We start from the raw sequence: 18026 nt of genomic DNA, 5'->3' as shown, positions 1-18026 counted from the left end.
TCAGGCCCAGATCGTGACGCGCTCGGCCGGGTCGAGCCACAGCGCGTCGTCCGGGGTCACGCCGAACGCCTCGTAGAAGGCGTCGATGTTGCGCACGACCTGGTTGCAGCGGAACTCCGGCGGCGAGTGCGGGTCGACCGTGAGGCGACGGATCGTCTCGGCCGGCCGCACCTTGCCCTGCCACGCGCGCGCCCACGCCAGGAAGAAGCGCTGGTCGGGCGTGAGGCCGTCGATCGGGTCGGCGGGCTTGCCCTCCTGCGCGAGCTTGAACGCGAGGTACGCGATGCCGAGTCCGCCCAGGTCGCCGATGTTCTCGCCGATCGTGAGCGCGCCGTTGACGGTCTGGCCGTCGGCGTTCTCGGGGCTGAGGTCGTCGTACTGCGCGATGATCCTCGCGGCGAGGCCGTCGAACGCGGCGCGGTCCTCGTCGGTCCACCAGTTGCTCAGGGCGCCGGTGCCGTCGTACTGCGAGCCCTGGTCGTCGAAGCCGTGGCCGATCTCGTGGCCGATGACCGAGCCGATCGCGCCGTAGTTCACCGCGTCGTCGATCCCGGCGTCGAAGAACGGCGGCTGCAGGATCGCGGCGGGGAAGACGATCTCGTTCATCGTCGGGTTGTAGTAGGCGTTGACCGTCTGCGGGGTCATGTACCACTCGTCGCGGTCGATGGGCTGGCCGATCTTGGCCAGCTCGCGGTCCATCGCCACGGACTGCGCGCGACGCGCGTTGCCGACGAGGTCGGCCGGGTCGGTCTCGAGCGCCGCGTAGTCCTTGAACGACTCGGGGTGGCCGATCTTCGGCGTGAACGCGTCGAGCTTGGCCAGCGCGCGCTGCTTGGTCTCGTCGCTCATCCACGGCAGCTCGCGGATGCTGATCCGGTAGGCCTCGAGCAGGTTCGCGATGAGCTCCTCCATGCGCGACTTCGCCACGGCGGGGTACTCGGTGCGGACGTAGATCTTGCCGACGGCCTCGCCCATCGAGCCCTCGACGAAGCCGATGCCGCGCTTCCACCGCGGACGCAGCTCGTCGGTGCCCTGCAGGGTCTTGCCGTAGAACGCGAAGTTGGTCTCGACGAAGTCGTCGGACAGGAACGGCGCGGCGCCGTGGACCAGCTGCCAGCGCAGCCAGTCGCGCCACGCGGGCAGCGACCCCTCGTCGAGGAGGCCCTGGAGTCCCTCGAGGTAGGACGGCTGCGAGACGACGGCCTCGGCCAGGACGGACAGGTCGATGCCCGCGGCCTGCGCCCACGCCTGCCAGTCAAAGGCGGGGGTCAGCTCGCCGAGCTCGGCGAACGTCTTGAGGTTGTAGGTCTTCTGGGCGTCGCGGACGGCGACGCGGTCCCAGTGGTGCGAGGCGATCGCGGTCTCCAGCTCGAGGACACGGTCGGCGCGGTCGCTCGCGTCGTCGAAGTCGGCCAGCTGGAGCATCGCGGCGACGTGGTCGCGGTAGGCGTCGCGGATCTCGGCGAACTGCTCGTCGCGGTAGTACGACTCGTCGGGCAGGCCGATGCCCGCCTGGACCACGTGCGTGACGTAGCGGTCGGGCTGGCCGCGGTCGGGCGCGATGTAGAGGCCGATGATGCTGTTGACGCCCGAGCGCTCCAGCGCGCCGATCGTGCGCACGAGCGAGGGGATCGAGTCGATCGCGTCGATGGCGGCCAGGTCGTCGGCCAGGGGAGCGGCGCCGAGCTGCTCGATGCGCTCGGTGTCCATGAAGCTGGCGAACAGGTCGCCGATCTTGCGCTGCTCGTCGTCCTCGGGCTCGGCCGCGCAGGACTCGACGATGGAGCGGACGAGGATCTCGGCCTCGTCGACGAGGTCCACGAACCCGCCGGCGGTGGCCCGGTCGGGCTTGATCGGCGTGTCGCGCAGCCAGGGCCCGTTCACGTGGCGGAACAGGTCGTCCTGCGGGCGGATCTGGGTGTCGAACGTCGTGGGATCGAAGCCTTGGGTCACGCGGTTTAGGCTACACAGCGTGGCTCAGAAGACCGAGGTGGAACTGACCGTCCAGCGCACCGAGGACCTGGCCCCGCGACTGCGCCGCGTGGTGCTCGGCGGAGCCGCGTTCGACGAGTACCTGGCGCACCACCTCGACTCCACCGACACCTACGTCAAGCTGGTGTTCGCCGACGGCGACGACACCGTGCTGCGCACCTACACCGTGCGGTGGGTGGATCCCGAGGCCCGCGAGCTCGCGATCGACTTCGTCACGCACGGCACCGAGGGCCTCGCCGGGCCCTGGGCGCTCTCGGCGCAGCCCGGCGACACGCTGCGGTTCCGCGGCCCCGGCGGCGCGTACCGGCCCCGACCCGACGCCGACCACCACCTGTTCGTGGGCGACGAGTCGGCCCTGCCGGCCATCGCCGCGTCCCTCGCGTCCCTCGAGCCCGGCGCCCGCGCGACGGCGTTCGTCGAGATCGACGGTCCTGGCCACGAGATCGACCTGCCGAGCTCGGGCGAGGCCGACGTGCGCTGGCTGCACCGCAACGGCGCGGCGCCCGGCTCCACCACGCTCCTCGACGACGCGGTGCGCGCCTGGCCGTGGCCCGAGGGTCGCGTGCAGGCCTTCGTGCACGGCGAGTCCGCGCTGCTGAAGTCCGTGCGTCCCTACCTGCTCGACGGCCGCGTCGAGCGCACCGACATCTCCGTCTCGGCCTACTGGCGCCGCGGCGAGACCGAGGAGGGCTTCCGCGCCTGGAAGCGCGAGCAGCAGGACGCCGTCATGCGCCCCGGCGCCTGAAGGAGTTCCTCCCCGGTAACCTCGACGGGTGACCGAATTGCGCAACGTGGCCGTGATCCTCGCCGGTGGCACCGGGACCCGCGTGGGGCTGGCGATCCCGAAGCAGCTGATCAAGATCGCCGGCAAGACGATCCTCGAGCACACCATCTCGGTGTTCCAGGCCGCCGACGCGATCGACGAGATCATCATCCTCATGGCCCAGGGCCACCTGGACCCCGTGCACGCGATCGTGCGCGACGGCGCCTACCCGAAGGTCACCCAGGTGCTCGAGGGCGGCTCGACCCGCAACGAGACCACGAGCCTGGCGCTGCAGGCGCTCGGCGACGAGGAGTGCAACGTCCTGTTCCACGACGCGGTGCGCCCGCTCGTGTCGCAGACGATCATCTCCGACGTGGTCGCCGCGCTCGGCACGTACGAGGCCGTCGACACCGCCATCCCGTCGGCCGACACCGTGGTGCAGGTGCACGACGAGCGCACGGGCGACCTCGACACGATCTCCGACGTGCTGCGCCGCGACCTGCTGCGCCGCGGCCAGACCCCGCAGGCCTTCCGGTCCTCGATCATCCGCGACGCCTACGAGAAGGCGTGGCAGGACCCCGACTTCACCGCCACCGACGACTGCACCGTGGTGCTGCGCTACCGCCCCGACGTGCCGATCGCGGTCGTCCAGGGCCACGAGCGGAACATGAAGGTCACCGAGCCGATCGACGTCTACATCGCCGACAAGCTGTTCCAGCTGGCCTCGGCCGAGACGCCGGACGAGCTCGACGACGAGCAGTACCGCGCCGCGCTCGAGGGCAGGACGATGGTCGTGTTCGGCGGCTCCTACGGCATCGGCGGCGACATCGCGAAGCTCGCCGAGTCCTACGGTGCCCGGGTGTTCGCGTTCTCCCGCTCGTCCACGGGCACGCACGTCGACCGCCGCGAGGACGTCGCCGAGGCCGCGCGCGAGGTGGTGGAGAAGGCCGGCCGGGTCGACTTCGTCGTGAACACCGCCGGCGTGCTGCCGATCGGCGACCTCGCCGACACGTCCGAGGAGACGATCTGGGCCGCCACCGAGATCAACTACCTCGCCCCGATCTTCATCGCGCAGGAGTTCCGCCCGCTGCTGGCCGAGTCCAACGGTTCGCTGCTGCTGTTCACGTCGTCGTCCTACACGCGCGGCCGCAAGGGCTACTCGCTGTACTCCTCGGCGAAGGCGGCCACGGTGAACCTCACGCAGGCGCTGGCCGACGAGTGGGCCGGCGAGGTCCGCGTGAACTGCGTCAACCCCGAGCGCACCGGCACGCCGATGCGCACCAAGGCGTTCGGCGAGGAGCCCGAGGGCACGCTGCTGTCGTCCGAGGAGGTCGCGCGTCGCTCGCTCGACGTCCTCGTCGCGCCGATGACGGGGCACGTCATCGACATCCGCCGCGAGGCCGGTCCCGCCGCCATCGGCGGGGGCCACTGAGTCACGCCAGCGGGAACGTCCGGCCGCTGACCCAGCGGCGCTCGGTGCCGTCGACCGGGTCGGTGAGCTCGAGCTCGCTCGCGAGCAGCTGGAGCGGGCTCGAGAAGTCGTCGACCGAGACGTCGGCGACGGTCGGGTAGAGCGGGTCGTTCACGATCGGGCTGCCGAGCCCGGCCAGGTGCATCCGCAGCTGGTGCGTCCGTCCGGTGCGGGGACTGAGGCGGTAGACCGCGAGGTCGCCGCGGCGCTCCTCCATCTCGACGAGGGTCTCGGCATTGACCGGCGCGTCGGCGACGACCTCGGCGCGGAGGGCGCCCCGGTCCTTGCGCAGGTGGTTGCGGACGACGACCGGCGACTCGAGCGCCTCCTGCCACGGGGCGAGGGCGCGGTAGGTCTTCGTGACCTGCCGGTGCTCGAACAGCGTCTGGTACGGCCCGCGCCAGCGGCGCTCGACCGCGAGCAGCAGGACGCCCGAGGTGACGCGGTCGAGCCGGTGCAGCGGGGTCAGCTCGGGCAGGTCGAGCTCGGTGCGCAGCCGCACGACGACGCTCTGCAGCACGTGGCGGCCGCGCGGGATCGTCGAGAGGAATGGCGGCTTGTCGACCACGAGGACCCGCTCGTCGCGGTGCAGGACTCGGATCTCGCCGGGGACCTCGACCTCGTCGCGCAGGTCGCGGTGGAACCACACGAACGTGTGCGGCGCGTAGGGATCGCCGACACGTACGGGCGTCAGGTCGTTGTAGACGAAGCGCTCGTCCGCCAGCATCGCGTGGACGTCGGCATGCGGCGCGACCTCGTGCTCGAGCCACGCGACCATCGACGGCCACGGCGGTCCCTGCGGATCGCGGTCGGGCGTGCGCAGCCAGGCCGCCTGGAGCCCGTGACGGGGCGGCAGCGGCGAACGGGGAGGCACCGCCCGAGTCTAGGCACGGGATACTGGAGGGCGTGACGGTCACCAGGCGGGACGTGCAGGCGGCGGCGAGCCGGATCGAAGGACGCGTGCGGCGCACGCCGTTGTGGCAGACCTCGGCGGACGGTTCCCTGTGGCTCAAGCTCGAGCTGCTCCAGCACTGCGGCGTGTTCAAGACGCGCGGTGCGTTCAACCGCCAGCTCGCCGGACTCGAGTCGGGCGAGATCACCGACGCCGGCATCGTGGTGGCGTCCGGCGGGAACGCCGGCCTTGCCCAGGCGTTCGCCGCGCGCGAGCTGGGCGTGCGGGCCACCGTGTTCGTCCCCGAGGCGGCGCCGCAGGTCAAGGTCGACCGCATCGAGGCGTACGGCGCCGAGGTCCGCCGGGTGGGAGCCGAGTTCGCCGAGGCGCACCGTGCGTCCGTCGAGTTCGCCGACGAGACCGGGGCCGCGCTCGCGCACGCCTACGACCAGGTCGAGGTCGCGGCCGGCGCCGGCACGCTCGCCGAGGAGCTGCTCGAGGACGAGCCCTCGATCGACACGATCGTCGTCGCGGTGGGCGGCGGAGGCCTGTACGCGGGCGTCGCGGCGTCCGCGTTGGGCCGGGCGCGCGTCGTGGTGGTCGAGCCCGAGCAGTGCCCGACGATGCACCGCGCGATCGACGCCGGGCGACCCGTGGACGTCGCGGTCTCCGGCGTGGCCTCGGATTCACTCGGCGCGCGCCGGCTCGGCGATCTCGCGTTCTCGGCCGTCGAGGCCGAGGCGCCGGTCCCGGTCATGGTCACCGACGACGAGATCGTCGCAGCCCGGACGGCGCTGTGGGACGAGTTCCGCGTGCCGTCCGAGCACGGTGCCGCCGCGGCCTACGCCGCGCTGCACTCCGGCCGCTACGTGCCGGGGCCCGGCGAGCGCGTCGCGGTCGTCGTCTGCGGCGCGAACACGGACGCGGCCACCCTCGCGCGTCCCTGAGGTGCCCCGGGGACGAACGATGAGGCATTCGGGTAGCCGAGCGGGGCGGAATGCCTCATCGTTTGTCCGCCAGGACCATGCCGACCGACCTCGGGGCGCTGTCGACGAACCCGTGGCGCTCGTACAGGCGGCGGCCGGGCGGGTCGGCCATCAGCGAGACGTAGGCGCCCGGGGGAGCGTCCGTGGCGATCACGTCGAGCAGGTGCGACAGGACGAGGTCGCCGAGCCCGCGGCGCTGGTGGTCGGGCAGCACGGCCATGTCGACGACGTGGAAGCACCAGCCGCCGTCGCCGATGACGCGGCCCATCGCCACGGTCTCGCCGGTGGCCTCGTGCACCACGTGGCACGCCCCCCAGCCGCCGGCGAGCGCCGGACCCGCCTGGTCGGGACGCTTCGGCGTGAGCCCCGACGCCTCGCGCAGGCGCAGGTAGGCGACCTCGTCGGGGGCCGTTCCGTGCAGGGAGTAACCGTCCACCATGGGCCTACTGTCCCACCGTCGGGCCCGGCCAGAGGTGGCGGACGAGGAAGGCCATCGCGGGGTCGGCCTCGAACGCCGGCACCCCGGTGTGGCCGCCCATGTTGGCGTGCAGGGTCTTCTCCGCCGTGGCGAACGCGTCGAACAGGTCGAGGGCCCGTTGCCGGTCGTTGCCCGCGTCGTCCCACTGCAGGAGAACGTGCACGGGGATGCGCAGCCGCCGCGCCTCCTCGAAGGTCGACCGGGGAACGAAGCTGCCGGCGAACAGGAGCGCCGCCGCGATCCGCGGGTCCGTGACGGCGAGCCGGACGGCCAGCGCGATCACGCCGCCCGAGATGCCGACCGGCCCCTCGACCTCGGGCAGCTCGAGTGCGGCGTCGAGGGCCGAGCGCCACTCGGGTGCGGCCAGGTCGACCAGCGTGAGGACGAGGGCATCGACGATCGCGTCGTCGACCGGACGTCCCTCGGCCAGGGCCGAGCGCAGATCGGTGCGGGCCTGCTCCAGCTCCGGGATGCGAGGTCGGACACCCGCGCCGGGCAGCTCGATCGTCAGGGAGGCGAAGCCGTGCTGGGCCGCGTCGCGCGCGCGGCCGAGGAGCCGCTGGTGCATCGGCTGCAGCCCGCCGGGGTGTCCGAGGAGGATGAGGGGAGCGGGGCCGGAGTCCGGCGTCCAGAGGATGCCGGGGACGTCGTCGTGAGTGAGGTGGCGCTCGAGGACGCCGTCGTGGCGCTGCTCGGAGAGGAACTGCATGGTCGCGCCTTTCGGGAGTGCAGGAACGGCGCTCCCGGACGACCTATCGTCCGACCGTGACCCCGGAGGGGAGCACCCGTCGTGATGTGTTCACGGGTACCACCTCCTCGCTGTGCTGCACGGACCCTCCGACCGTAGCAGCGCGCGGTCCGATCACGACGGTCTCGACGGCGCCGAGTGAAAGTGGCACGCGGGACGATCGGTTCTGCGAGGGTGTCTGCGTGACCCACCAGAGCGAGTTCATCGAGGTCTTCACCGCCTTCCTGCGCGACGTGGTGGACGAGCACCGCCCGGACCCCGACGAGCAGGGCGAGCTGGCGAAGGCCCTCACGGAGCACCTGGGCGTGGACGCCCGCGCGCTGAGCGCCGTCACCGAGCAGCTGAGTCGCGCCCAGCTGGTCGACGCCGACATCGCGCTCGACCTCATCGATCCTGCCGTGCGGGTCGTCGGCTACCGCGGCAGGGGAGGCGGCGACCTCGGGTTCATGGACCTGGTGAACGACGAGCACGGTCTTGTCGGACTCGGGCCGGTCGAGTACGTCAGCGCGGCGGTCGGACCGGGCCGGGACCGTCAGGTGGTGGCCGCCGGCGTCCGGCTGATGACGTTCGAGGGTGCTGCAGTGGCCGTGCTGCAGCGCGTCGCCGACCACGAGTGGGGGCGCCCTTCGCCGACGCTGGAGATCATGGCCGAGGACCGGGGGACCGCGGGTGAGCTCCTGGTGCGCCTGCGCGCGGTCATGCGCGAGCACAGCGTCCTGCGAGGCCAAGTGCTCTCCTTCTCCTCGGACGAGTACGGATCCTCCCTCGGAGGGGTCACGTTCCACGAGCGCCCGGACATCCCGGGCTCGGCAGTGGTGCTTCCGGGCGAGTCACTGCGACGGATCGAGCGTCACGCGCTGCTCATGGGGGACTACCGCGACGAGCTGCTGCGCGCCGGTCAGCACCTCAAGCGCGGTATCCTGCTCTACGGGCCACCGGGGACGGGCAAGACCCACACGGTGCGCCACCTGCTCGGTCGCTCCGCCGGGACCACGGCGATCCTGCTCAGCGGAAACACGCTGGGACTGGTCAAGGAGGCCACACAGATCGCCCGCGCGATGGAGCCGGCCATCGTGGTGCTGGAGGACTGCGACCTCGTCGCCGAGGACCGCGACATGGTCGACTCGCCCGACTCGATGCTGTTCGAGTTGCTCGAGGCGCTGGACGGCCTCGATGGCGACGCCGACGTCACGTTCCTCATGACCACGAACCGTCCCGACCTACTGGAGCGGGCGCTGTCGCAACGGCCCGGCCGGATCGACCTCGCCGTGGAGATCCCCCTGCCCGATCGCGACGCGCGACGCGCGCTGTTCGCCCTCTACGCAGGCGACCTCGCGATCTCGCGGGAGGCGCTGGACCTCGCGGCCGACCGGGCCGAGGGGGTCACGGCGTCGTTCGCGAAGGAGCTCGTGCGGCGCGCGGTGCTCGCGGCCGCGATCGCGCGTCGCGAGCCCGGTGACACCGACCTGCTCGAGGCGCTGGACGAGCTGCTGTCCGACCAGGACGCGCTCACGCGCAGCCTCTTGGCGTCGGGCCCGCGCAGCTTCGAGGACCTCGACGACGAATCCTGGGACGACGAGGAGGACTAGAGGCGCCGGCCGTCCACGTAGAGCGGGGCGCCGGGGGTGGTCGCGGCGCGGAGTGCGGCGAGGGCGGCGTCTGCGAGGGCAGGGTGACGTCCGTCGAGGGCGCCGACCCGGTTGGCGAGGGCCAGGTCGTACGGGTCCTCGCCGGGCTCGAGCCTGAACGACTCGGCGGACGCGTGGCGCACGCCGAGGACACCCGCCGCGATCTCGGTGGCGCAGGCGGTGCGGGTGGCCGCGACACCCCGCTGCGAGCGGTCGACCACGAGGACGAAGCCGCCGGGGAGACCCGGGCGGCCATCGCGCGGGCGAGCGGGCCGGGCGCTCCGCCGATCTCGAGCACCCGCAGACCCGGCGCGAGCGGCAGCGCCTCGAGGACTGCGGCCAGCCGCGGTGAGAGCGCGCTCATGGCGCCCATCGTCGCAAGATGCGGGCCTGTTCGGCACGCCCCCGCGGGGTTACCGTCGAGGCATGTGCCGCAACATCCGAGTCCTCCACAACTTCGAGCCGGCGACGACGGACGAGGAGGTCCGCGAGGCCGCGCTGCAGTTCGTGCGGAAGGTCAGCGGGTCCACGAAGCCGTCGCGCGCCAACCAGGAGGCGTTCGACCGCGCGGTCGACGAGATCGCGGAGGCCACCCGGCGTCTGCTCGACGACCTCGTGACGAAGGCGCCGCCGAAGAGCCGTGAGCGCGAGGCCATCAAGGGACGCGAGCGTCACGAGAAGCGGATGGAGCGCGAGGTCCGCCTGCGCACCGCGAGCGCATGAGCCTGCGGCGCACGTGAGAAGGGACACGTGCGCGCTCGGGAAGGTTCGAGCCCCGAGCAGACGTTAGTTGAATCATGAACGATTTTCTCGAGCTCTCGTCAGACGCCCAGGACCTGCTGTTCCGTCAGGCCCGCACCGCGAACTCCTTCACCGACGAGCCGGTGACCGATGAGCAGGTCGCGGCGATCCAGGACCTCGTGAAGTTCGGCCCGACCGCGATGAACTCGCAGCCCCTGCGCATCGTCCTCGTCCGCAGCGACGACGCCCGCGCGCGCCTGCTGAAGCACATGGCCGACGGCAACCGCGACAAGACCGCCGCCGCCCCGCTGGTCGCCATCCTCGCCGCGGACACCGACTTCAACGAGCACCTGCCCACCGTCTTCCCGCACGCCGAGGGTGCCAAGGACTGGTTCCCGGACCCGGTCGCGCGCGAGGCCACGGCTCGTCTCAACGCCGGTCTGCAGATCGGCTACTTCATCATGGGCGTGCGCGCCGCCGGCCTGGCCGCGGGCCCGATGACCGGCTTCGACGCCGAGGGCATCGACGAGGACCTGCTGGCCGGCACCGGCTACAAGACGATGGTCGTCGTCAACATCGGCCACCCGGGCGAGAACGCCTGGTTCGACCGCCTCCCGCGCCTCGAGCACGAGCAGGTCGTCACGGCTCTCTGAGCCCCACCGGGGGCGCGTCCACCGCCTCCTCCCCGTGCCCGCGTCGAGTCACCTCGGCGCGGGCACGGTCGATTCCGCCATGCTCCAGCGCGGCGAGGCCGGACTCGCCCTGCCACACGAGCCGGTCGCGGTGGTGGACCGTGACGTGCATCCGGGCGCCGAGGTGCTCGATCGCGCCGGGCACGTTGCGGCGCTCGCGGGGCAGCGGCACCGGCAGCACGTGGGCGGCGGCGAGGTCGCCCCAGCCCTTGATCTCGATCCGCCAGCGGGCACTGCGGCCGCGCAGGGACCAGCGCTCGTCGCTGACCTCGGCGCGCACCGGCGACACGACCGGGTCGCCGAGCCGCACGAGCCGCCCGTCGGGCAGCAGCACGACGACGGCCGTCACGGTCGTGCGCAGCGGGCCGGCCGAGACCTCGCCACCCGCGAACGCGACGCACACCGACGGGTCCTCGAAGCCCTGCGCCTGGCCCCACCACCACGCGTTGGGGAAGCCGCCCTTGCCCCAGTTCTTCTCGCCGTAGACCTGCCAGCCGTCGAGCTCCCAGGTCTGCGTGCCGACGACCGCCTCGCCGTGGGCCGAGCCGCCGAGCAGCCACGGATGCCAGTACTGGTTGAGGCCCGGGACGGCCTGGAAGATGCTCGAGCCGCCGAGGCTGCGGCGCGGCCACGGCACCGGCTGCCGGACCTCGACGTCGATCCGCGCGTCGGGTCCGAGATCGACGTGCAGGCGGTCGGGCGAGCCGCGGAAGGCGACTCCGGAGACGACGCCGAGCCCGCTCGCGTCCGCCTCGCCCACGGGGTGCGCCGTCGTGCGCAGGAACCCGTTCGGGTGGGAGGCCACGCCGAGCGTCGACCACGTGCCGCCGGCCGCGCGGTTCACCCCGTCGAGGGCGATCAGGACGCGCCCGGAGGCGGGGTCGGTGAACCTCCAGAAGTAGCCCTCCATCGCGACGCCGTGCGCGGGGAGGGGGTCGCCGAACGGGCGGTCCGCACCACTCGCCCGGTAGGCGTCACGCAGCGCGGCTGGCCGGCGCATGGCTCAGTCGAACAGCTCGCCGAGCCAGTGACTCTTCTTCTTGCCCCGGTAGCCGCTGCTGCGGTCGTCGTATCGGCGGTCCCGGTCGTCGTACGACGGGCGCGGCGCGTAGCGGTCGTCCCGCTGCGGCGCCGCCGTGCGGGTGGCGTCCTGCTCGGCGCGCTCGAGGATCTTGTCCAGCTCGCCGCGGTCGAGCCACACGCCCCGGCACTCGGGGCAGTAGTCGATCTCCACGCCGGACCGCTCGCTCATCACGAGGGTCGTCGCGTCGTTGGGGCACTTCATCGGGGACCTCCAGGAGTGGGAACTGGGTTCAGCCTAGGCGGGCCCTGCCAAGGCCGCCGCCGCTCGGCGTGCTTGCCGAGCGGGCCGCGGACGGTGAGCATGAGGCATGACCAGCCCGTCGCGCCGATGGCTCGTCCGGGCCCTTGCGGTGGCGCTGGTGCTGGTCGGGATGGGGGTGGCGACCGTGTGGGCGCTGCAGCGCCAGCTGATCTACTTCCCCGACGCGGAGCCGGTGCCCGCGGCGGCGGAGGCGGTCCCCGGCGCGCGCGACGTCACGTTGAGCACCGCGGACGGGCTCGAGCTGGGTGCGTGGTTCGTTCCGGCGGCCGAGACCGACACGGGTCTGGCGGTGCTCCTGGCTCCGGGCAACGGGGGCAACCGGCTGAGTCGCACGGGTCTCGCGGAGGAGCTGAGCCGGCGCGGTCTCGCGGTCCTGCTGATGGACTACCGCGGCTACGGCGGCAACCCGGGGCGCCCGAGCGAGGACGGGCTCGCGGCCGACGCGGACGCCGCCCTCGAGGCGCTGGCCGACCTCGGGTACCCGGCCGCTCGCACGATCCTGTTCGGCGAGTCCCTCGGCTCGGGCGTGGTCGCCGCGCTGCAGGCGCGCACGACACCGGCGGGAATCGTGCTGCGCTCGCCGTTCACCGAGCTGGCCGACGTCGGTGCGCACCACTACCCGTGGCTGCCGGTGCGGATGCTGCTGCGCGACCGCTTCCCGGTCTCGGAGCACCTGGCCGCCAGCGACGTGCCCGTCACGGTGATCCACGGCCACCACGACACGGTCGTGCCGACCGAGCTCAGCGAGCGCGTCGCCGACGGTGCACCCTCGCTGTTCGAGCGGGTCGTGGTGACCGGCGACCACAACGACGCCGTGATGTTCGGCGCACCTGTCGCGGACGCCGTCCTGCGGCTCGCGCACCACGTTCGGTGAGGCGTCGAGTCGGGTCAGCCCCTCGGCCGCGTGGTCATCCGTCCCTGAGGCGATTCGCGAGCAGTTCGACCCCCGGACCGTCGAGGTCGTCGAGGGCGACGCGGCGACCGGAGAGGGCGAGCAGCAGCGACAGCGCCGGTCCTCGGACCGCGGGCCCGTCGCCCGCCGCCAGGTCGGCGTCCGTGGCAGTCATGCGGACGCCCGTGAGGTGCTCCTTGCCGCCGCCGAACGCCACGGTCGTGCGCTCCTGGAGACGGAACGCGCGCACGACCGCCTCCTGCGGGTAGGCGCGCACCAGTCCCAGAGGCCGGCGGATGTCCTCGCCATGGACGACCTCCTCGACGAGGCGGCTGTCGAGCGGCGCCGGCGGCGTGGAGGTCCGGTGCGCGACGTCGCGCAGGCGGCGCAGGGTCTCGTGAGGACTCGCGCCGCGATGGCGGCGGACGCCCCGCTCGTTCTGGCGATGGAAGTCGAACCGCGCCCGGACGAGTCCCGCGACGAAGCCCACCCGTGTCGTCGACGCGGTGTCGACCAGGTGCGCCGCGACGTCGTGCACGGTCCATCCGTCGCACAGCGAGGGCAGCTCCCACGAGGACTCCGGCAGCTGCCCGAGGTCGGCGACGAGCGCCTCGCGCTCGGCATGCACGAGCGGCCAGACGTCGGACATGACGCCCACCCTAGGAGGGATGTACGCCGCGCGCGCCCGGGCGTACATTCCGAGAATGAGCGCAGACGAGCTGCTCCCGCCGTTCCCCGACGACGCGATCGAGCGCGTCCTGTGCGTCGTGGCCCACCCGGATGACGTCGAGTACGGCACGTCCTCGGCCGTGGCGCGCTGGACGAGCGAGGGCGTCGACGTCGCCTACCTCCTGCTGACCCGTGGCGAGGCGGGCATGGACGCGCTGTCGCCGAAGGAGACCGCCGAGCTGCGTCGCGACGAGCAGATCGCCGCCTCCGAGGTCGTGGGCGTGTCGCAGGTCGACTTCCTGGACTACCCGGACGGGATCCTGGAGTACTCCTTGGCGATGCGCCGCGACATCGCGATGTCGATCCGCGGCTTCCGCCCGGACGCGGTGCTGGTGGGCTCGTGGGACGTCGAGTTCGTCGCGGGGCTGAACCAGGCCGATCACCGCGTCGCCGGTCTCGCAGCGATCGACGGCCTGCGCGACGCCGGCAACCGCTGGGTGTTCCCCGAGCTGCTCGCCGAGGGCCTCGAGCCGTGGTCGCCGCGCTGGCTGCTGGTCTCGGGCGACAACCGTCCCACCCACGGGGTCGACGTGACGGGCGAGCCGCTCGAGCGCGGCATCGCGTCGCTGGAGGCGCACGGCCAGTACCTCGCCGGGATCCCCGGCCACCCGCCGCCGCGCCCGATGATCACGGGCATCACGGCGATGCAGGGTCGCCGGATGGGCGTCGACCACGCGGTGCTGTTCCGTGCCTTCGACGGCGCAGGTAGCGGACTTCCATGCGTTGCCGCCGATCGCCCGCGAGGCGATGGAGCTCGGCGGGGCCTGACCTGCGCCCCGTCACGCCGTGAGCAGGCCGATGCCGAGGGTCGTGAGGCTGACGGCCAGCAGCGCGGCACCGCCGAAGACGAGCGCGATCAGCGCGTTCGGCCGCGTGCGTCCCCGGCCCATTGAGGCGAAGAAGAAGCCGCCCGGCATGAGCAGGGCCGAGACCGCGACGCCGGTGCGGGCGAGCCACTCCCAGATCCCGGTGAGTGTGGTGGCGTCGACGAACGGCTGGCAGACCAGGGCGAGGACGAGCAGGACGCCGGCGTGGGCGTGACCGGCCCGGGCGAACTTCTCCTGGAAGGCAGTGACGTCCTCGCGGCCGGTGACGATGCGCACCATGTACAGGCCGCCGGTCTCCACCGTGACGAGCGCGAGGAAGAGGATGCCGGCGAGCTGCCGCGAGTCGTCGGAGAGCAGGGATTCCATGGGGGCTCCAATGTTCGGATAGTGGAACTATCCCATTTATTGGAGACCTGGACTATCCGATCTGTCAAGATGTCCCCATGCGCCTCGCCGAGCTCTCCGCCCGCAGCGGCCTGCCGACCGCGACGATCAAGTACTACCTGCGCGCCGGCCTGGTCCCTCCGGGCGAGACCGAGGGCGCCACGTGGGCCCGCTACGACGAGTCGCACCTGCGCCGGCTGCGGCTGGTCCGCGCCCTGACGGAGGTCGCCGGACTCGCCCTCGACGAGGTGCGGGCGGTCGTCGCGGCGCTCGACGCGTCGGCCTCCGAGCACGAGGCCCGCGGGATCGCCCAGTGGCCGCTCTCGACGCCCGTCGCCGAGAACCCCTCGGACGACTCGCGCGAGCAGGTCGACGCCCTCCTCGCGCGGCATGACTGGCACCTGGAGGCGCAGAGCCCTCACCGCCGCATGCTCGCCGCCGCCCTCGACACGCTGGAGCAGCTCGACTTCCCCGCTACGGACGAGGTCCTCGACGCCTACCTCCGGGCGGCCGAGTCCGTGGCCGCCGTCGACGTCCCGCGCGTCGTGGCCGAGGCCGACCCCATCGTCGCGGCCGAGCGGCTGGTGGTCGGCACGCTGCTCTACGAGCCCGTGCTCACCACGCTGCGACGCATGGCGCATGAGGTCGTCTCTGGCCGCGGCTAGTCCGGGACGGTGCAGTCCCGCGCGGTCACCTCCGGGTGTAACGGACCCACGGGGTGTACGCGCCGCTGGCCGGCAGGTGGTCGACGAGCGGCGGGTCGTTGGGATGGAACGTGGTGCCCTCGTAGTAGCCGCTCTGCTGCGTGCGGACGTTCACACGGACCAGCTTCGGGTGGTACAGGCAGCCCTTCTTCGGGCGGATGTGGACGGTGATGACGCCCTTCTGGACGTCCCAGCTCTCGGCGACGGTCCTGCCGCACCGGCCCACCGACGGGTAGGTGCGCCAGCTCTTCTTGAACCGCTTCGAGCCGTGGCGCGCGGAGAACCCGCCGTCGCCCGGCATCCCGAAGGCCTCCGCAAACTCGGCGCCGCCACCCTTCTTGGTGTCGATGAGCATCCGGAAGTCGCCCAGTGGACTGGAGGTCACCCAGTCGACAGGGTCGATCGTGACCGTGATCCGCACGCCCTTGGCGTTGTTCGTGACCTTCACGCGGTGGATGTCGAGCAGGCTCGATCCGCCGCCGCGGGGGTCCCTCGTGGTCTTCGTCTGCGCCACGGCGGGCGCGGCGGTCGCGCTCAGCGCGAGGACGAGCAGCAGGATCCCCCAAGTGCGTCGCATCAGGCCACGGTAGACCTGCACGAACCCGCTCGCCAGCAGTTCCGTTGCGTCGGTACGGACGGATCTCTCACGGAATCTCACGGATGCGGTCGACGACGAGGTTGGGCACGTGGGCGGCCTCATCGGGGCCGCCGCGCTCGGGGAAGTCGAACACCGCGAGCATGACCTGCATCGGGTAGCGCGGCGGGGTCGGGCAGGTGCGCAGGAGGCGACCGTCGACCGAGAAGCTGACCTCGTCGGGCGTCCATTCCAGGCCGTAGGTGTGGAAGCGGCTCACGTCGATCGGCACCCGTGAGGTGGCGAAGTCCTCGGGGGCTACCGGGTCGCGGAACGCGTGGAGTCCGGCGCCGACCTCAGCCGACTCGCCGGCGACGATCGTGTCGCCGAAGACCTCGAACACGCAGATCTCGGCGCACTCGCGCGGGTCGACCTCGCGGCCCACCAGCCAGCACGACGCCATCGACCGAGGGGAGAGGTCCATGCGCGCGGTGATCTCGAGTCCGGTCAGCCGCGGGGTCCAGCCCCAGTGCTCGGACTGCTTCTCGCGGACCCGGAGGCCGGGCCGGAAAGGCTGCTGACCCTGCGTGCTGCCGACCGGTCCGGAGTGGTTGCCGCTCTGCACGCCCGAGACCCGCAGCGGCGGCTCGTGGTCGCCCTCGCACCAGACGCCCTGGCCCGGGCCGATCCGCAGGGTCAGGCAGGAGTCGGCCACCGAGTAGTCCGCGGCGGTGGCGTCGAGCGAGCTCCAGGCCGGGAGGTAGTGCGGCAGCCACACCGAGCGGTCGAGGTCCGAGTCGTCGAAGTGGTCGTCGAAGCGCGTGGCCATGCCTCATGGTGCCCCGGGGACGCGCCGAGGGGGACGGATCCTGGTACCCAGATGTCGCCGGAGCGACCCGAAGGCAGGAAGGATCCGTCCCCCGCAGGGCGGTGCGGCGTCAGTCCTCGGGCTTGTCGGCGAACGCCTTCTTCATGTCGTTGTACCAGCCGAGGGACTTCTTGGGGTGGCGCCAGCGACCCTTCATGGCGTCGCGCGCTGCCTGGTGGATGGCGTCGCCGGACTTCTCGGCGTCCTTGAGGTGCTTGTCCTGGGCCTGGATGACGTCGTCGGCCGTCTCGCCGCGGTGCTCGAGGTCGCAGGGGCCGCCGAGCTCGCGGCACGTCATGGTCTTCATGGTGTTCTCCTTCGAAGCGGTTCTTCTACTCGTCTGACGATCGGGAGGGCGCGAGTGTGACCATTCAGCGCGGATCGGCGCCGTCGCGGCGCACGACCTGCTCGAGCACCTCGGGTGCGGCGCGGAACGTGATGCCCCGCACGAGGCCGTCGGCCACGGTGAAGTCGAAGACGACCTTCGCGTCGCCGAGGTGGAACCAGGCGGTGCCGGGCCGGTCCTCGACGAACACGGGGAGCGCTGCGTGGGCGCTGCCGTTGAAGAACGCCGCCACGTCGCCGCGTCCCTCGATCCGCTCGGGGGTGCCGACGAGGATCGCCGCGTCGTCCGCCGTGACGACGGCGTCGGGAGCCAGCAGCTGCAGCAGCCGGTCGAACTCGCCGTTCTTCGCCGCCGCCATGAACGCGTCCACGACCTCCCAGTCAGCGAGGGCGTCCTCGGCCGCCGGCTGCCGGACCTTCGCGCGGGCCCGCGAGGCGAGCTTGCGCGCCGCGGCCGGCGTCGTGTCGAGCAGCTGCGCGATCGTGGGGAACTCGAAGCCGAACGAGTCGTGCAGCACGAACGCGACGCGCTCGCCCGGCGTCAGCCGGTCGAGCACGACGCTCAGCGCGATGCCGACCGTGTCGGCCAGCGCCACGTCGTCGGCGGGGTCGTCCACGGTCTCGCCGGGGTCGAGGTCGTCCACCGGCTGCGGCGTGCGGGACCGGAGCCGGTCGAGGCACAGCCGCGTGGTGACCGTGGTCAGCCAGGCCGGCAGGTTGTCGATCTCGGTCTCGGTCCCGTGCAGTCGCAGCCACGCCTGCTGCACGATGTCCTCCGCCTCGGCCGGGTCCCCGAGCACGCGGCTCGCGATCGACACGAGCCGCGGTCGCTCCGCCTCGAACTGCTCGTCCTGGTCCACGGTGATCACCCTTCCACGTTCGTCGGTCACTCCCTCGACGTTCGGCGCGGCCCGAGTGTGACAACCGGGGAATCGGTCATCCGCGCGGACCATGTGCGAGTGAGCCC

At 72.3% G+C, this 18026-nt stretch carries 22 protein-coding genes; 9 read left to right on the top strand and 13 right to left on the bottom strand.

Annotated features, from left to right (window positions below):
• A complete protein-coding gene (locus ACGWYL_RS01080; protein ID WP_395486194.1) occupies positions 1-1953 on the bottom strand; it encodes a M13 family metallopeptidase in 1953 nt (650 codons plus the stop codon).
• A 19-nt stretch (positions 1954-1972) separates the two neighbouring features.
• On the opposite strand from ACGWYL_RS01080, the gene ACGWYL_RS01075 reads away from it, so the two are divergent.
• Together ACGWYL_RS01075 and ACGWYL_RS01070 are read left to right on the top strand one after the other, a co-directional pair.
• A complete protein-coding gene (locus tag ACGWYL_RS01075; RefSeq protein WP_269303048.1) occupies positions 1973-2737 on the top strand; it encodes a siderophore-interacting protein in 765 nt (254 codons plus the stop codon).
• Between the two features lie 28 nt (positions 2738-2765).
• Positions 2766-4187, top strand: a complete 1422-nt coding sequence (locus tag ACGWYL_RS01070; RefSeq protein ID WP_179423631.1) for an SDR family NAD(P)-dependent oxidoreductase — start codon at positions 2766-2768, stop codon at positions 4185-4187.
• Position 4188: 1 nt separating this feature from the next.
• Here ACGWYL_RS01070 and ACGWYL_RS01065 read toward each other — a convergent pair whose 3' ends face one another.
• Positions 4189-5004: a pseudouridine synthase gene (locus ACGWYL_RS01065; protein ID WP_395487228.1), complete on the bottom strand. Its 816-nt coding sequence runs from the start codon at positions 5002-5004 to the stop codon at positions 4189-4191.
• Between the two features lie 128 nt (positions 5005-5132).
• Between ACGWYL_RS01065 and ACGWYL_RS01060 the strand changes: the two genes are divergently transcribed.
• Positions 5133-6065, top strand: coding sequence for a threonine/serine dehydratase (locus ACGWYL_RS01060; protein WP_269303042.1), 933 nt, complete (start codon positions 5133-5135; stop codon positions 6063-6065).
• Between the two features lie 55 nt (positions 6066-6120).
• On the opposite strand, the gene ACGWYL_RS01055 is transcribed toward ACGWYL_RS01060, so the two are convergent.
• Both ACGWYL_RS01055 and ACGWYL_RS01050 read right to left on the bottom strand, forming a co-directional pair.
• Positions 6121-6543 (bottom strand): GNAT family N-acetyltransferase, encoded by a 423-nt coding sequence (locus ACGWYL_RS01055; protein WP_395486193.1) that lies wholly within the window; start codon positions 6541-6543, stop codon positions 6121-6123.
• Positions 6544-6547: 4 nt separating this feature from the next.
• A complete protein-coding gene (locus ACGWYL_RS01050) occupies positions 6548-7291 on the bottom strand; it encodes a dienelactone hydrolase family protein (RefSeq protein WP_179423639.1) in 744 nt (247 codons plus the stop codon).
• A gap of 221 nt (positions 7292-7512) precedes the next feature.
• On the opposite strand from ACGWYL_RS01050, the gene ACGWYL_RS01045 reads away from it, so the two are divergent.
• On the top strand, positions 7513-8919 hold the full coding sequence (locus ACGWYL_RS01045) for an AAA family ATPase (protein WP_395486192.1): 1407 nt from the start codon (positions 7513-7515) through the stop codon (positions 8917-8919).
• Here ACGWYL_RS01045 and ACGWYL_RS01040 read toward each other — a convergent pair.
• Complete coding sequence (locus tag ACGWYL_RS01040) at positions 8916-9179, bottom strand: hypothetical protein (RefSeq protein ID WP_395486191.1); 264 nt, start codon at positions 9177-9179, stop codon at positions 8916-8918. The genes ACGWYL_RS01045 and ACGWYL_RS01040 overlap by 4 nt on opposite strands.
• A 205-nt stretch (positions 9180-9384) precedes the next feature.
• On the opposite strand from ACGWYL_RS01040, the gene ACGWYL_RS01035 reads away from it, so the two are divergent.
• Both ACGWYL_RS01035 and ACGWYL_RS01030 read left to right on the top strand, forming a co-directional pair.
• A complete protein-coding gene (locus ACGWYL_RS01035; protein WP_179423643.1) occupies positions 9385-9681 on the top strand; it encodes a DUF2277 domain-containing protein in 297 nt (98 codons plus the stop codon).
• Positions 9682-9755: 74 nt separating this feature from the next.
• On the top strand, positions 9756-10352 hold the full coding sequence (locus ACGWYL_RS01030) for a malonic semialdehyde reductase (protein WP_179423645.1): 597 nt from the start codon (positions 9756-9758) through the stop codon (positions 10350-10352).
• On the opposite strand, the gene ACGWYL_RS01025 is transcribed toward ACGWYL_RS01030, so the two are convergent.
• Positions 10339-11391, bottom strand: a complete 1053-nt coding sequence (locus tag ACGWYL_RS01025; protein WP_395486190.1) for a tocopherol cyclase family protein — start codon at positions 11389-11391, stop codon at positions 10339-10341. The two genes, ACGWYL_RS01030 and ACGWYL_RS01025, sit on opposite strands and share 14 nt — an antisense overlap.
• A 3-nt stretch (positions 11392-11394) precedes the next feature.
• Positions 11395-11676, bottom strand: coding sequence for a zf-TFIIB domain-containing protein (locus ACGWYL_RS01020; protein ID WP_179423649.1), 282 nt, complete (start codon positions 11674-11676; stop codon positions 11395-11397).
• Between the two features lie 106 nt (positions 11677-11782).
• Here ACGWYL_RS01020 and ACGWYL_RS01015 point away from each other — a divergent pair, with 106 nt between their 5' ends.
• Complete coding sequence (locus tag ACGWYL_RS01015) at positions 11783-12610, top strand: alpha/beta hydrolase (RefSeq protein WP_395486189.1); 828 nt, start codon at positions 11783-11785, stop codon at positions 12608-12610.
• Between the two features lie 34 nt (positions 12611-12644).
• Here the strand turns inward: ACGWYL_RS01015 and ACGWYL_RS01010 are convergent, their stop codons facing one another.
• Positions 12645-13277, bottom strand: coding sequence for a maleylpyruvate isomerase family mycothiol-dependent enzyme (locus tag ACGWYL_RS01010; protein WP_395486188.1), 633 nt, complete (start codon positions 13275-13277; stop codon positions 12645-12647).
• A gap of 55 nt (positions 13278-13332) precedes the next feature.
• Between ACGWYL_RS01010 and ACGWYL_RS01005 the strand changes: the two genes are divergently transcribed.
• Entirely contained in the window at positions 13333-14250 is a 918-nt protein-coding gene (locus ACGWYL_RS01005) for a PIG-L deacetylase family protein (protein WP_395486187.1), read from the top strand.
• Here ACGWYL_RS01005 and ACGWYL_RS01000 read toward each other — a convergent pair.
• Positions 14137-14550 carry a hypothetical protein gene (locus ACGWYL_RS01000; RefSeq protein ID WP_269303025.1) on the bottom strand — a complete coding sequence of 138 codons (414 nt, stop codon included), beginning with the start codon at positions 14548-14550 and terminating at the stop codon, positions 14137-14139. The genes ACGWYL_RS01005 and ACGWYL_RS01000 overlap by 114 nt on opposite strands.
• Positions 14551-14627: 77 nt before the next feature.
• On the opposite strand from ACGWYL_RS01000, the gene ACGWYL_RS00995 reads away from it, so the two are divergent.
• Entirely contained in the window at positions 14628-15233 is a 606-nt protein-coding gene (locus tag ACGWYL_RS00995) for a MerR family transcriptional regulator (RefSeq protein WP_395486186.1), read from the top strand.
• A 25-nt stretch (positions 15234-15258) separates the two neighbouring features.
• On the opposite strand, the gene ACGWYL_RS00990 is transcribed toward ACGWYL_RS00995, so the two are convergent.
• The 4 genes from ACGWYL_RS00990 to ACGWYL_RS00975 all read right to left on the bottom strand — a co-directional run bounded on the left by ACGWYL_RS00990 (position 15259) and on the right by ACGWYL_RS00975 (position 17919).
• The gene (locus ACGWYL_RS00990) at positions 15259-15849 is read right to left on the bottom strand and encodes a hypothetical protein (RefSeq protein ID WP_179423661.1); all 591 of its coding nucleotides are present in this window, start codon (positions 15847-15849) and stop codon (positions 15259-15261) included.
• 67 nt (positions 15850-15916) lie between these two features.
• The gene (locus tag ACGWYL_RS00985; protein WP_395486185.1) at positions 15917-16675 is read right to left on the bottom strand and encodes a glycoside hydrolase family 16 protein; all 759 of its coding nucleotides are present in this window, start codon (positions 16673-16675) and stop codon (positions 15917-15919) included.
• A gap of 109 nt (positions 16676-16784) precedes the next feature.
• Positions 16785-17021, bottom strand: a complete 237-nt coding sequence (locus tag ACGWYL_RS00980; protein ID WP_179423665.1) for a DUF1059 domain-containing protein — start codon at positions 17019-17021, stop codon at positions 16785-16787.
• Between the two features lie 64 nt (positions 17022-17085).
• The gene (locus tag ACGWYL_RS00975) at positions 17086-17919 is read right to left on the bottom strand and encodes a sigma-70 family RNA polymerase sigma factor (RefSeq protein ID WP_395486184.1); all 834 of its coding nucleotides are present in this window, start codon (positions 17917-17919) and stop codon (positions 17086-17088) included.
• Positions 17920-18026 lie beyond the last annotated feature (107 nt).

Source organism: Aeromicrobium sp. JJY06, from assembly GCF_044069275.1.
Classification (GTDB): Bacteria; Actinomycetota; Actinomycetes; order Propionibacteriales; family Nocardioidaceae; genus Aeromicrobium; species Aeromicrobium tamlense.
The sequence above is the reverse complement of the archived record's forward strand: the minus strand, read 5'-3'. Positions and strand labels throughout refer to the sequence as shown.

Coding starts and splice junctions, on each gene's coding strand:
- ACGWYL_RS01065 (WP_395487228.1), bottom strand. CDS start 5,004: ATGGTCGCGTGGCTCGAGCACGAGGTCGCGCCGCATGCCGACGTCCAC.
- ACGWYL_RS01055 (WP_395486193.1), bottom strand. CDS start 6,543: ATGGTGGACGGTTACTCCCTGCACGGAACGGCCCCCGACGAGGTCGCC.
- ACGWYL_RS01050 (WP_179423639.1), bottom strand. CDS start 7,291: ATGCAGTTCCTCTCCGAGCAGCGCCACGACGGCGTCCTCGAGCGCCAC.
- ACGWYL_RS01035 (WP_179423643.1), top strand. CDS start 9,385: ATGTGCCGCAACATCCGAGTCCTCCACAACTTCGAGCCGGCGACGACG.
- ACGWYL_RS01030 (WP_179423645.1), top strand. CDS start 9,756: ATGAACGATTTTCTCGAGCTCTCGTCAGACGCCCAGGACCTGCTGTTC.
- ACGWYL_RS01025 (WP_395486190.1), bottom strand. CDS start 11,391: ATGCGCCGGCCAGCCGCGCTGCGTGACGCCTACCGGGCGAGTGGTGCG.
- ACGWYL_RS01020 (WP_179423649.1), bottom strand. CDS start 11,676: ATGAAGTGCCCCAACGACGCGACGACCCTCGTGATGAGCGAGCGGTCC.
- ACGWYL_RS01015 (WP_395486189.1), top strand. CDS start 11,783: ATGACCAGCCCGTCGCGCCGATGGCTCGTCCGGGCCCTTGCGGTGGCG.
- ACGWYL_RS01010 (WP_395486188.1), bottom strand. CDS start 13,277: ATGTCCGACGTCTGGCCGCTCGTGCATGCCGAGCGCGAGGCGCTCGTC.
- ACGWYL_RS01005 (WP_395486187.1), top strand. CDS start 13,333: ATGAGCGCAGACGAGCTGCTCCCGCCGTTCCCCGACGACGCGATCGAG.
- ACGWYL_RS01000 (WP_269303025.1), bottom strand. CDS start 14,550: ATGGAATCCCTGCTCTCCGACGACTCGCGGCAGCTCGCCGGCATCCTC.
- ACGWYL_RS00995 (WP_395486186.1), top strand. CDS start 14,628: ATGCGCCTCGCCGAGCTCTCCGCCCGCAGCGGCCTGCCGACCGCGACG.
- ACGWYL_RS00990 (WP_179423661.1), bottom strand. CDS start 15,849: ATGCGACGCACTTGGGGGATCCTGCTGCTCGTCCTCGCGCTGAGCGCG.
- ACGWYL_RS00985 (WP_395486185.1), bottom strand. CDS start 16,675: ATGGCCACGCGCTTCGACGACCACTTCGACGACTCGGACCTCGACCGC.
- ACGWYL_RS00980 (WP_179423665.1), bottom strand. CDS start 17,021: ATGAAGACCATGACGTGCCGCGAGCTCGGCGGCCCCTGCGACCTCGAG.